At 54.9% G+C, this 12,717-nt stretch carries 9 protein-coding genes; 7 read left to right on the forward strand and 2 right to left on the reverse strand.

Going from position 1 to position 12,717, the window contains the following annotated elements; all coding sequences use genetic code 11:
* Window positions 1-71: 71 nt before the first annotated feature.
* Entirely contained in the window at window positions 72-416 is a 345-nt protein-coding gene (locus tag L248_RS05160; protein WP_022529054.1) for an ArsR/SmtB family transcription factor, read from the forward strand.
* A complete protein-coding gene (locus L248_RS05165) occupies window positions 413-1,093 on the forward strand; it encodes a type 1 glutamine amidotransferase domain-containing protein (protein ID WP_022529055.1) in 681 nt (226 codons plus the stop codon). Before L248_RS05160 ends, L248_RS05165 begins: the two co-directional genes overlap by 4 nt.
* 55 nt (window positions 1,094-1,148) lie before the next feature.
* On the opposite strand, the gene nrdG is transcribed toward L248_RS05165, so the two are convergent.
* Both nrdG and nrdD read right to left on the reverse strand, forming a co-directional pair.
* A complete protein-coding gene (nrdG, locus tag L248_RS05170; protein WP_022529056.1) occupies window positions 1,149-1,745 on the reverse strand; it encodes an anaerobic ribonucleoside-triphosphate reductase activating protein in 597 nt (198 codons plus the stop codon).
* Window positions 1,746-1,785: 40 nt separating this feature from the next.
* The gene (gene nrdD / locus L248_RS05175; RefSeq protein ID WP_022529057.1) at window positions 1,786-3,975 is read right to left on the reverse strand and encodes an anaerobic ribonucleoside-triphosphate reductase; all 2,190 of its coding nucleotides are present in this window, start codon (window positions 3,973-3,975) and stop codon (window positions 1,786-1,788) included.
* 373 nt (window positions 3,976-4,348) lie between these two features.
* Here nrdD and L248_RS05180 point away from each other — a divergent pair, with 373 nt between their 5' ends.
* From L248_RS05180 to L248_RS05200, 5 genes are all read left to right on the forward strand, one after another.
* Window positions 4,349-5,257, forward strand: coding sequence for an NADP-dependent oxidoreductase (locus tag L248_RS05180; RefSeq protein WP_040535005.1), 909 nt, complete (start codon window positions 4,349-4,351; stop codon window positions 5,255-5,257).
* A 31-nt stretch (window positions 5,258-5,288) separates the two neighbouring features.
* A complete protein-coding gene (locus tag L248_RS05185) occupies window positions 5,289-7,250 on the forward strand; it encodes a cation:proton antiporter (RefSeq protein ID WP_022529059.1) in 1,962 nt (653 codons plus the stop codon).
* Between the two features lie 158 nt (window positions 7,251-7,408).
* Window positions 7,409-8,131 carry a VIT1/CCC1 transporter family protein gene (locus tag L248_RS05190; RefSeq protein WP_051999866.1) on the forward strand — a complete coding sequence of 241 codons (723 nt, stop codon included), beginning with the start codon at window positions 7,409-7,411 and terminating at the stop codon, window positions 8,129-8,131.
* A 364-nt stretch (window positions 8,132-8,495) separates the two neighbouring features.
* The gene (locus L248_RS05195) at window positions 8,496-11,078 is read left to right on the forward strand and encodes a class III lanthionine synthetase LanKC N-terminal domain-containing protein (RefSeq protein ID WP_022529061.1); all 2,583 of its coding nucleotides are present in this window, start codon (window positions 8,496-8,498) and stop codon (window positions 11,076-11,078) included.
* Window positions 11,079-11,080: 2 nt separating this feature from the next.
* Window positions 11,081-12,685: an ATP-binding cassette domain-containing protein gene (locus tag L248_RS05200; RefSeq protein ID WP_051999867.1), complete on the forward strand. Its 1,605-nt coding sequence runs from the start codon at window positions 11,081-11,083 to the stop codon at window positions 12,683-12,685.
* Window positions 12,686-12,717 lie beyond the last annotated feature (32 nt).

Consider the following 12,717-nt stretch of genomic DNA (forward strand, 5'->3'; position numbering starts at 1 on the left):
AACCATTCTACGGTTGACAATCACCCAAGTCAATGGTTTAATATGTTGAACCATGACAGGAGGCGGCGTTCATGACCACACCCGCATTGCATCAGATCAAAACTGAATTTGATTCTGTCCAACCCTTTTTACTCGCCGTCGGTGACGAAAAACGGCAAGCCATCATCATTGCCCTGCTGCACGACACTAGCGGTCACGGGCTGCGCGTTGGCGACCTGACGGCGACTACTAGGCTTTCTCGCCCCGCTGTTTCTCATCACCTGAAACTGCTGAAGGAAGCGGGGATCGTCGCCATTCGGGCGGAGGGCACTAAAAATTATTATGTGTTGGCCAATATTCAGCCGGCATTACAGAATTTACGGTCGCTCGCCGATGACATGCTGACTTTTCTCTCAACCAAGGAGAATGCACAATGAAGAAAATTCTCGTCGTCTTAACTAATACCACCCAATTCACCAAAAAAGCAGAAGCCACCGGGCTCTGGCTAAGCGAGGCAACAGAATTTGTCCAGGACATGACCGCTGCCGGTTACCTGATTGACTACGTCAGTCCCCAAGGCGGGTATGTGCCCCTGGATCCGCGGGGGATGAAATACGCCGACGCTGAGGCGCTGGCACTCTACCGCACCCCAGACTTTCAACACCGGGCACTGACCGCATCACTGGCCCCCAGTGAAGTCCGCGCCGAAGAATACGCCGCCATCTACTACACCGGCGGCCATGGCGTGATGTTCGACTTCCCGGACAGCCGGGGCCTCCAAGCCATCGCCGAGACCATCTACGCTCAAGGCGGGTATGTAACTTCTGTTTGCCACGGTATCGCCGGCTTGTTGAACTTGAAGACCGCCTCCGGCCAGTACCTCATTGCTGGCAAACAAATCACGGGCTTCACCGCCGCCGAAGAGGTGTTGAGCAGCAAGGAGCGGCTGGTGCCGTTCTGGAACGAAAAAGCGGCCCAAAGCCGCGGCGCCATCTTCCAAAAAGTACGCCCGTTCAAGTCTTACGCCGTTCAAGATGGGCAGCTCATCACTGGTCAAAATCCGTGGTCGCCCCACGCCGTGGCTGCCAAATTGCTGTCTGCCTTCGCTGCCTAGCATACAAATAGTGCCGGAACGCTCATTGCTAAATGAACGTTCCGGCACTATTTGTCTATTTCACCAGCCGCGACCAAATCACGACCTTATTCTCTTTTAACGACGCGGGCACATCAATGATCCGCTGGTTGCTGGACCCCCGGAACTGCAGGGTCAAGTCCTTCTGCGCCTCCAGGAACCGGCCGTCCACGAGAATGTCCAAGTAAGACAGCAATTCTAACTTATCGGCAGATTCTTTCTGCAGCTCGTCCCAGGTGTAACCGGTCCAGGACCAGATATCCTTCGTGTGCCCGAACCGTTCCCGAATCGCCCGGCATAATTTCAAGCAGACTTGGGTGTTGAGAAAAGGTTCGCCGCCTAAGAGCGTCAATCCCTGGACATAGGAATGGTCCAAATCGGCCAGAATCTGCTCCTGCACCGCATCCGTATAGGGCTGGCCGTAATGGAAGTTCTGGGCGACCGCATTATAACAGCCGGGGCAGGCAAACTTGCAGCCAGAGACATACAGACTGCACCGCACCCCTTCACCGTCCACCATCACGAAGGGCTTGTAACTGGCGTAATAGCCCAGCGAAAGGTCCTTCGCCAGCCATTCCTGCGGCTGCGGGTTCTTGGGCAGCCGGGCCACCCGCCGACGGCTTTCTCGGGCCATGTGCGTTTGAATTTCTGCTCTATCCAATCAGCACACTCCCTTAATATCGCTGGTTTGCAATCTGATCATTACTGAAGCTCATGTGCTTCACCCGGTGAATGATCTCCTCCTGGCGGCCATGGACCATCGGCCGTTTGTTCGGGTTGCCCAGGTAGCCGCACAGCCGCTTCACGACATCGCAAGTCTCAGGATCATGGTTGCCGCACTGCGGGCATTCGTAACCCTTCGCGGTGGCCTTGAACTCCCCCTTGAAGCCGCACTTGAAGCACTGGTCGATGGGCGTATTCGTGCCCAGGTAACCAATCTTGTCGTAAGCATAATCCCACACAGCTTCCAGTGCCTTGGGGTTCTGCTTCAGGTTGGGGTACTCGCAATAATGAATGAAGCCGCCAGCACTGTACTGGGGGTAATCCTTCTCGAAGTCCAGCTTCTCGAAGGGGGTCACTTTTTTCCGCACATCATAGTGGAAGGAATTGGTGTAGTATTCCTTGTCGGTAATATCCTTGACGATGCCGAACTTCTTCCGGTCCGCCCGGCAGAATGTATCGGTCAGGGATTCGCTAGGGGTGCCGTAGACAGAAAAGTGGTAGCCGTATTCCTTCTCCCACGCCTTGCAGTGGTCCGCCAGCGACTTGACGATACTGACAGTGAAAGCCTTAGCCTCAGGATTATGCTCCCAATTCGGACCGAAGAAGACGGTGCCGACTTCGTAGAGGCCGATATACCCCAGAGAGACCGTCGCCCGGCTGTTGCGGAACAGCGAATCGACCGTGTCGGTGGCCGCTAAGCGGTGGCCGAAGGCGCCGTACTTGTATAGAATCGGCGCACTCTCCGGCGTCGCTTCCTTGGTCCGCTGCACCTTGTAGACCAGCCCCTGTTTGCAGATATCCATCCGTTCCTCGAAGATCTGCCAGAACTTGTCCATGTCGCCTTTGGATTCCATGGCGATCCGGGGCAGGTTCACAGTAATGACGCCCAGGTTCATCCGGCCGGCGTTGACTTCCTCACCGGTGGCCGGGTCCGTCCAGCCTTGCAGGAAGCTGCGGCAGCCCATCGGCGCCTTGAAGGAACCGGTCAGTTTCTTGATCATGTCGTAAGAAAGGACATCGGGGTACATCCGCTTCGTAGCACATTCAATTGCCAGCTGTTTAATGTCGTAGTTGGGGTCGTCGGGGTGCAGGTTCAAGCCCTTCTTCAGCGTGAAGACCAGCTTAGGGAAGATTGCCGTGCGCTTTTCTTTCCCCAACCCCAGGATCCGGATCTTCAAAATATCCTTCTGGATCTCCCGTTCGATCCAGCTGGTGCCCAGGCCGAAGCCCACGGTGACAAACGGCGTCTGGCCCTGGGTCGAATACAGCGTATTAACTTGGTACTCCAGAGTCTGAAGGGCGTCATAAATATCCTTCTTGGTGCGTTCCTTGGCGAAGGCCTCGCCCTTGGCCGGGTCGTCCGTCAGCTCCTTGGCTTCCCTCAAGTGCTTCTGGTAGTTCTTCTCCGCGAAGGGGGCCAGGACCTCGTCTGTCCGGTCGCTGGAACAGCCGCCGTACTGAGACGAGGCAACGTTGGCGATGATCTGGGTCATCTGGGTGACCGCCACACCGATACTGTGCGCCGGTTCCACTTCGGCGTTGCCGATGGCGAAGCCGTGGTTCAGCATGTACTTGAAGTCGATCAAGCAGCAGTTGGTCTCGGCCATGTACGGGGTGTAGTCCAAGTCGTGCCAGTGAATGTCGCCGCGGACGTGGGCGTTGGCCACCGCCTTGGGCATCATCTTCAAGCCGATGGCCTTGGCGACAGCGCCGGCGGTCAAGTCCCGCTGGGTAGAAAAGACCCGGCTGTCCTTGTTGGCGTTCTCGTTGACCACCGTCTTATCCTTATTCAACAGACGGTCGATCTGGAAGTTCACGTCCCGCCGCTGCTTGCGCTTCAAATCTTGCTGCAGGCGGTACTGGGTGTAACTCTCCGCCCATTCGTACTTCCCCGCGTTGATCAAGGACTGCTCCACGATGTTTTGGATCTCCGCAATCTCTACATCTGTCGTGTAGCGGTCTTGAATCTTCGCCACCACATCGTTGGTAATGTCGTCGATGGCGTTGGTATCCGCCGGGGACAAGGGGCCAACACTCTGAGCCGCTTTGGTAATGGCCGTTTGAATCTTGTTCTCGTCAAAATTGACGATGCGCCCGTCCCGCTTCTTGATTTTGATCGTTACTGTGTGTACCTCTAACATCGTGGATCCACTCCTTCTCTGCTATACCGCAGGGGTGGTCGACCGTACCAGCGATCCGTTTCCAACCACACCATGTAGTAGCTACGAATAATAATAGCACAATATATGGGGCCCTTGAAGTCTAAAAACACTAATTGGCGAAAAAATGAACAGGTTTGGAGAAGACCCGCTCATTAGCAAATAATGCTTGTACACAAGCATTATCCAGGGTATCTTTTTTTCACTAAGTTCGATGGATAATGGCCATATTGTGCACTATTGAATAGGGCAAAGTATTACGTCAGCATCCGGTCACACAGATGAGATGAAACAGAACGCTTGGCGGTTGTCCTATTTCCGTCTAAAATAACGAGGAAAAGGAGTGACTGAAACGATGAAAGCCTATGGATTTACCCGCGGCGGTGGGCCGTCAGCATTGCAAGAATTCGATGTGCCGGCACCGCAGCCTGGTCCCAATGAAGTCGTCGTGACCGTCCAAGCGGTGGGATTAAACAACCGCGAACGGATTGCCCGGGAACAGGGCAGCAGCCGGCCCACGATTCCCGGCCGGGACGCGGCCGGTATCGTCAGTGCGGTGGGCGCGGGGGTGACGACCTTCGCGGTGGGCGACCGCGTCGTGGCCCACGTGCAAAACAGTTACGCCGAGCAGACCGTGGCCCGAGTCAGCAGTACCGCCAAGCTGCCGGACAGCGTTGACTTCCCCACCGCGGCGGCCTTGGTGACATCCGGTGTGACCGCCTACCGCATCGTCCACACCTTCGGCCGGATCCAGCCCGGCGAAGTCGTTATCGTCAAGGGGGCCTCCGGCGGAGTGGGCGGTCTCGTGGTCCAGCTGGCCAAGCAAGCCGGCGCTTACGTTATCGGCGTCGCCAGTGCCCGCAACCGGATCCTGGTCGATGACCTGGGTGTGGACCGTTTCGTTGCTTACGACCGAGAGAAAATCACCCAGGTCCTGGCGGAAACCGGCGACGTGGTCGTGAACGCCGCGATGAACGGTGCCGGCAGTGACCAAGACGTGGTCATGGCCAAGCCCACCGGCCGGATCATTTCTGTCAGCCACAGCGAACCGCCGCTACGCGGGCAGATCACCTTCCAGCACACCTATCCCGGGGATGACACTGATGCGGTCGCTTTACCCTTGATCGTTGCGGGGGTCGCGGACGATACCCTGATCGTCGACATCGACCAAGTCCTGCCCTTCACACTGGCGGGCTTCATCGCCGGCCACGAAGCCCTCGATAGCCGCCATGCCGGTCGGATTGTCGTCGCTCGTCAGGCCTAAGGTCCCTTAATAATAGGAAGAAGGCCCCAGTATGGCGCAAGTTTTCATGTTTGTTTTAATGCTGGCCGCCGTCGTCCTGGCCAACGTTTTAGAAAAGCACCTGGCCATCATTCCCTTGCCGTTCTGGCTCATTGGGCTGGGCATGGCCTTGGCGATTATCCCGTCCCTCCGAACTTTCACACTGGATCCCTCGGTCTTCGCCTTTGCAGTGATCGCGCCGTTACTATTTAATGAAGGGCAAAATGCCTCGCGGCTGTGGATTGGGCGAACGTTAGGGAATATTCTGTCGCTAGCCGTGGGCCTGGTCTTGGTCACCGTCCTCGTCTTAGGTGCCGGTTTGAGCGCTGTCACGTTCATTCCCTTAGCCCTGGCCTTCGGTTTGATTGCCATCGTCACCCCCACCGACGCCTCGGCCGTTACCGCCATCAGCCAGACGAACCCGCTGAGCCCGGGGCAGCTGCTGATTCTCGAGAACGAGTCGTTGTTCAATGATGCGGCGGGCATTGTGGCCTTTGACCTGGCATTGTCCGCGTATATTTCGGGCCAGTTTTCTGCCTGGGAAGCCACCGGTCAATTCCTCTACGTGGCCATCGGCGGCGTCCTCTTCGGGGCCGTCGTCGGCACCCTCATCGTCAGCCTGCGCACGCAGCTGATCAAGTGGGGCGACGACGAGCCAATCATCATGACCACGCTGCAGCTGTTGACGCCGCTGCTGGTCTACTTCTGCGCTGAAGAGCTGGGCTTCTCCGGCATTCTGGCCGTGGTCGCGGCCGGCATCGCCCACGGGGTGGAGCGGGACCGGCTGCGTCTGACCAGTGCCCGCATGCAGATCGTTTCCACGAATGTGTGGGAGATGGTGAGCGGTATCCTGTCCGGCCTGGTCTTCGTCCTCTTAGGGGTCACGCTGCCCCGGGTCGTGACGGTGGCTTGGCACGACAATACCTTCATCCTGCTCATCGGTATCGGCGTGGTCGTCTACGTCAGCAAACTGCTCCTGCGCATTCTGTGGAGCCGGTACCTCGTCCACGTGCCCCGCAGCCTCCATCGCTGGCGGGACGCGCTGATTATCGGCTTCGGCGGAGCCAACGGGACGATTACCCTGTCCTTGGCTTTTTCCATTCCCCACAGTGTGCCGCTGCGCAACGAACTGATCTTCATGGCCGCGGTGGTGATCATGATTAGCCTGATCGTGCCGCCAATCGTCTTCCCCTTTCTGATTCACCGCGCGCCCGCCGTCAACAAGCAGCACATCTGGGTGCGCCGCATGCTGGCGGCGGGGATCAAGGCCATGCGGGAAGAAACGGGCCACCCGGCCGAGGCTCAGATCGTCCTAGACAGTCTGGCCCAGGAGCGAATTATGGACGATGCCCCCGACCGGCGCCGCCAACAGGCCCTGTTCCAGCAGGCAATTGCGGCGGAGAAGACTGCCGTGGCCCAACTGCACACGGCTGGCACCATCACCGATGACGAGGCCCATTATTACAATCAGTTCATCGACCTGAACAACTTCACCGCGGACCAACGGGTGTGGAAGAATCTCTTCCTGCGGGCCCGGTTTACGCTGCACATGGGTCAGCTGTACCGCGATGTCCGCAGTGTTCAAGACGCCTTTTTGACCAGTCCCATCAACCTGGAGCCCATCTTCTGGAAGCGTCAGTTCACGGCCCACGGCGAAGACATCCTGCCGATTGAGAAAGCCGGCTATGACGCCGTGATGAAGCGGTTGGCCGAGCTGGAAGATAAGGATAACCGGGCCGAGATCAACACCATCCGCCGGTTCTACCGGGACCGTCACCGCCGCATCCAGGTCGACGCTGTGGACGGCGACGTCATCTACCAAATGTTTCTCAAGGCGTTCCACGCAGAGTATGAACTGGTGCAAGCCGCCCTGGGCAAGGGGGAGATTACCGCCGACCTGGCCGAACGGCTCCAACAACGAATCACCTTCGACGAGATTACCTATTTGCAAAACCGCAAAGCCTTTCAGGTTTAAGGCATTGTGCGGCGACCTTCCGGCTCTGTGAAGGCCGCTTTTTTGTTACACATTTGTGATACTTTGCGCTACCTTTTCCGTAACTGTTGCGGTATGCTTTGCCTAAAGAATACCCGCACCAATAAATTCAATACACAGGTATGGAAAACGAGGCAATAATGATGATTGATTCAAACAAAACGCACCTCACTTGGCGTCAACGGTTGTCCTTCCGCCGCGACCTGGGCAATCGGCTTAACGTCCTGCGGGCGGCCGTGATGGGGGCCAACGACGGCATCATTTCCACCGCCGGCATCGTGATGGGCGTGGCCGGCGCCAACATGTCCGCCACAGCCCTGATGCTGGCCGGCGTCTCCGCAATGATCTCCGGCGCGCTTTCCATGGGCGGCGGAGAATACATGTCGGTGTCGGCCCAGCGCGACTTGCAAAACGCGATCGTGCAAAAGGAAGAAGCAGCGCTGCGGGACGACAAGACGGGCAGCTTCCAGGCCATGTACCGGCACTATTTAGATAAAGGCTACGCGGCCGAGAATGCGGCCGCCATGGCCCACACCATTGTCGACAACAATGATATTGCAACGATTCTGGCCGAGAAGTTTCAAATTAAATTAGACAAGCTGCTCAATCCTTGGCTGGCCGCTGGCGCTGATTTCTTTGCCTTCATTCTGGGGGCGCTGCTGCCGCTGCTGTGCATCACCCTGATTCCAAATCCCTACAAAGTCGGGGTAACCATGGCCGCCGTAGTTGTCTGCCTTTTCGGCACTGGCTACACGAGCGCCAAGCTGAGCCAGGTCCCCGCACGCAAGGGTGCTCTGCGGAATATGGTCGTGGGGATGTTGACGATGGTTGTGGGATTTATCATCGGCTCACTGATTGGCTAGGACGCGGAGCGCGAAAAATTGGTCAATTTCGCTTGTTTGTAATAAAAACCGAAATTTCCTCATTGACTTTATGATGGTGTAGCCCTAATCTATGGGTAATCTTTAAGAAAGGAGGAAACCGTCATGCAGCTCAATCGACTGAACGACCTGAAAGGGATTGCGAAGTTTTCTGTCGCTAACGAGGAAGAGCCTACATTCTGCGGTTACACTTGCAGGAACACTTGCGGCAATAGCGTCGGCATCAGGAACACGGAAACATTGCAGGCTTAATCGCCTGCAATGGGATTATTGGCGCTCTTCATTTTCGCCTACCCGACAATGAGGAACGCCAATTTTGTCTAATTAAGCCATTGAGGGTGAACACATGTCTAACCTAAACAATGAGGGTAAAAGCTTCGAAACAGATTTCCTCACGAAATTTCTGCAACATTATGACGCCCGAAATTACACTCGCTATCAGGACGCCCACTGGTTTTACTTTGTTCCAAAAGATGTCACTGGACAAGTCTTACCCGATGGCGGCTTTAAAGGACACATCTCGGCACAGTTCCAAGATATCCTATCTGTCCTTGAAGTGGCGCTACCAATCATCATCAACAGCAAGTGCTCGTTTAAAGTTGCGGTTTCATCCCGTCAAGTAACTAACTTGATAGACCTGCATTCTTCTATCACGGAAGCCAACAAATTTCTAACCTTCTATCCTGCCACCATCACAGAATTTAGGTCGCTGATGTTCACGTTATTCAATGCGCTACGGCCCTTCAAAGCTCCGAGTATCTATACCGATCAGCAGTGCGGTGTGGGACACCCCTTGCACTTTAGATTTGGCGCATTCGTCAGTCATTCTCGTTGGAATGCACAGCACAGCGCCTTGGAATACTTCTTCCATTATAATGGCCAGGAATATGTTGACGATCGTTCCCAAGGCTTTCACCTGCCGACAGATGTTCCTTCGCCGTTCTCTGAGGTTGAAGAAGAGAAACTGGGTTTCTTTGACGATTCCTTGCCAGCAGATAGCCCGCTGTCCGAGTATACGTTTGAGCGTGACTTGCAGGACCGCAATATGGGGTCTGTCTTCACCGCACGTAATAGTCTAAATCAGAAGGTCATCATTAAAACGGCGAATCCCTATGTTCACGGTCCTGCAGAGCATCCAACCGCACAAGACACCCTAAAAAACGAATATACTCTGTTGTGCCGTCTTGCCAGCACTGAGTGCACGCCTAAGCCGCTGGCTTACTTTTCCGTGTTGGGAACTGATTTCTTGGTGGAAGAATACATTACTGGGAAAACCATCAATCGTGATCTCAGCGTGGACTATCCTCCTTTACAAGTGGCCAAAGCAGTTGTCCAAACAGTCCGACGAGTGCATCAAGAACGAGTAACCATCGGTGATCTGTCAAACAACAATTTTATTTACGATGGCAAGCGGGCTTACCTTATTGATTTGGGTGACAGCGCGCTGACCGCCGCTCACCACGCCGCCCCCCTGCGTTACTACACACCGCGGTATGCCCTGCCGCCGACCCGCCAGGCCAGACAAAGCTTGGCAAACGATGCTTTTGCCCTTTTTGCCACTTGCGCTGTTGTCTTTTTGGGTAACCCCCTATCCTATCCGGATACTGCCAATGAGGCTTTCTTTGACCTGCGAGCACAATTACACACTGCCGAATCGCTTGGCATTTTGAGCACCAACAATACCCACTTTTTACTGGGCTTGCTGCAAAATGCCTTCCCCGCCATAGCCAGCAAGTCCGTCAGTGGTTCTGCGGCATTCTCCACGGGTGTGTTGACGGATACCTTTGACCGCGTTTTGCCTGTCACAGTGGCCGGTTATGCCCACCTGGTCCACCAGAAGCCAACCATATCCGGTCGTTACTGGACAAGTAATGCCTTCGCCGAGACCGTCTCTCCCTTGGGTATCCAGCATGGCATTGCGGGCATGCTGGGCGTGATCGACGCGTTATCGCCCGATCAATTAAGCACAGGCAGGATCTTACAGATTAATCAGGACTTTGCGCCGTTCATTGAACGTGAAACTGACAATAGCTATCTGTTTGGCTTAAGCGGCTACGCCTGGGCTCTCCATAGTATTAATAGGGAGCGTGCTGATTCGCATTTAGCGTCAGTCGTCGCAGCCTTGCTAAACAAAGCCGTTCTACTGCCTACGACCAAGGATGACTATGCCTTAGGCGCAGCCGGGGTCGTTGCCACTTTGGTGTATTGTGCCGATTCTGACGACACAACAGTCCAGTTAGTCAAGCTCGCTGACAAGCTGGCAAGCACTGTTCATAGTTTTACAGCGATGATTAACCATCAATTGATGCCATCATGGCAGGACTTAGGGTTTGCCCATGGCCTGGGCGGCATGGTGTTTGCTCTATTGTCTGCCAGTATACGACTGCATCGCCCGGACCAGCAGCGTATGGCTCAAGACGGTTTGCTGGTATTGAGAAAGAAACTCGATCTATTATTAGTCATTCAGCATCACCAACGCTATATGGACCTTTCCTGGTGCCAGGGACTCGCGGGCATTGCGGAGGCCTTGCTGTTGGTCGACGCCTTGATTGATGATGCAACACCCGATGAGGCCCGTCTGAGCAAAATCGAGGACCGCTTAATCGGCGGCTATTATTCACTCAATGATGCCGTCTGTCACGGTAAAGCGAGTGTCATGAATGCCTTGCTGGATCATCAGATGCTAGCTCCTGGCACATGGCATCATGAAAAAGCACTGACGAGATTGATGCAAGCTCAGTTGTTAAATGGCGGCGTTGTTGATCACGGTTATCAATTTACTGATGAGAGCGGTATCGGACATTTACTAGACTACGGCGTCGGTCAAAGCGGCACCTTATACACCGTCGCTCGCTACTTTTCTGGGCAGCCCCATCTATTCACGCCCACCCAGGCGGAGATGGCCAGGCTGGCTCGACAGGGGGATTGACTATGCTTCATTACTTTCGCCTCAATCCGGGACGCACATTCATTGTGTCCCTCATGACCGTGCTCTGTTCAGTCGTGCGCGTGAGCCATGGGGTCCTCTTGGCCTATATATTGAACGCCATCGTGGCCAAGAATATGCAGCAGTTCGTGCTTTGGACCGTCGCTGATTTTGCCGTCTTCACATTACTGGGTATCCTGCTCTTCAGTACCAGTTGGTTAAGAAGTATCCTTATTCAAAAGATGAGCACACAATTACGGTTGGACATTGCCCAAAATGTGACGAGCGGTGACTATGCTTTTTTTCACCGACACGATACGGGGACTTATGGCTCTTGGTTGACGAATGATATCACGATGATTGAAAGCCAGGGTTTCGCTTGTTTCTTTCTAATCATCCAACTGATCTGCGACACCGGGTTCACCATTGTGGCCTTTCTTCAATTTCATTGGTCGCTTATCGTCATCTCGTTTCTCCTCGCGTTGGCGACGTATGGCGTCCCGCAGCTGCTGCACAAACAAATGGCCGTGGCCAACCTGAATGTGACCCATGCTAACGAAAAGTTGCTTGCCAGAGCCCAATCCTTGTTTAAGGGGTTCGACACCCTCTTTTCTCTGGACTTGCAACGGCATATCCCGGCTGATCTGAAGGAACCTGCGGAGGCTCTGGCCCAAGCCCAGGTCAAAGAATCTGTCGTCCAGGCGGGCATGAATGGTATCGCCGGTTATTCCAGCATCATCAGCCAAATTACCCTCACGGCTTGGACTGGCCTGCTGGTGCTCTGGGGATTGACCTCAATTGGTACGATTGAATCTGTCGGTAATCTTTCATTCAATATTTTGAACAGTATGGCCCAACTGGGGCCGGTCATCGTGGCCATTCAAGCCGTGCAGCCTTTGTTCGCTAAATATGTACCCGCGCCAGCTAACCCTCAAGCGGCTGAGAAAAAGCAATTGCCGGCAGCTGCCGCCGGTCCCATCCAACTAACCAATTTGAGTTATACTTATCCAGGAAGCCCAAAAGCAGCGTTGCGTTCAATTACAGTCACAATTGCGCCCACCCAAAAGGTGGCTGTTACGGGACCGTCCGGCGTGGGCAAGTCAACGCTGCTGAACATCCTGAATGGTAAACTTACGAACTACCAAGGAGCGGCTGAGATCGCCCATATTCCGCTGCAGCAAATTAATAGCCATTCCTTGCGCCGCACACTGCTGTACATTGATCAGCAGCCTTATGTTTTTGCCGGCACGGTCCGGGATAACATGAATCTAGGCGAGCACTATTCGGACAAACAGATCATGGCGGCGTTGCAACAAGCTGACCTGGCAGCCTTTGTCCAAGACCTGCCGGCTGGGCTAGACACCCCCGTTGGCGAAGACGGCCGGCTTTTCTCTGGTGGTCAGCGCCAGCGCTTGGCCTTAGCACGGGGAATGCTGCGTCAGCGGCACATTATGCTCATTGACGAGGGGACGAGTGCCCTGGACCGGGCCAGTGCTTTGACCGTGGAAAACAGTTTTCTTAAGCAAGCGGATCTCACAGTGATTTTCGTCACGCACCAACTGCATGACGAGAACAAGGCGCTCTTTGACCAAGTGATCCAGTTGAGCTGAGTGACGCCCACTGCTGCGTTATGGTAAATTAG

It is taken from the genome of Schleiferilactobacillus shenzhenensis LY-73 (genome assembly GCF_000469325.1).
GTDB classification, from domain to species: domain Bacteria; phylum Bacillota; class Bacilli; order Lactobacillales; family Lactobacillaceae; genus Schleiferilactobacillus; species Schleiferilactobacillus shenzhenensis.

Bases quoted from the DNA above. Each gene is read 5' to 3' on its own strand.
- L248_RS05160 (WP_022529054.1), top strand. From the start codon at position 72: ATGACCACACCCGCATTGCATCAGATCAAAACTGAATTTGATTCTGTC.
- L248_RS05165 (WP_022529055.1), top strand. From the start codon at position 413: ATGAAGAAAATTCTCGTCGTCTTAACTAATACCACCCAATTCACCAAA.
- nrdG (WP_022529056.1), bottom strand. From the start codon at position 1,745: ATGGCCCGAGAAAGCCGTCGGCGGGTGGCCCGGCTGCCCAAGAACCCG.
- nrdD (WP_022529057.1), bottom strand. From the start codon at position 3,975: ATGTTAGAGGTACACACAGTAACGATCAAAATCAAGAAGCGGGACGGG.
- L248_RS05180 (WP_040535005.1), top strand. From the start codon at position 4,349: ATGAAAGCCTATGGATTTACCCGCGGCGGTGGGCCGTCAGCATTGCAA.
- L248_RS05185 (WP_022529059.1), top strand. From the start codon at position 5,289: ATGGCGCAAGTTTTCATGTTTGTTTTAATGCTGGCCGCCGTCGTCCTG.
- L248_RS05190 (WP_051999866.1), top strand. From the start codon at position 7,409: ATGATGATTGATTCAAACAAAACGCACCTCACTTGGCGTCAACGGTTG.
- L248_RS05195 (WP_022529061.1), top strand. From the start codon at position 8,496: ATGTCTAACCTAAACAATGAGGGTAAAAGCTTCGAAACAGATTTCCTC.
- L248_RS05200 (WP_051999867.1), top strand. From the start codon at position 11,081: ATGCTTCATTACTTTCGCCTCAATCCGGGACGCACATTCATTGTGTCC.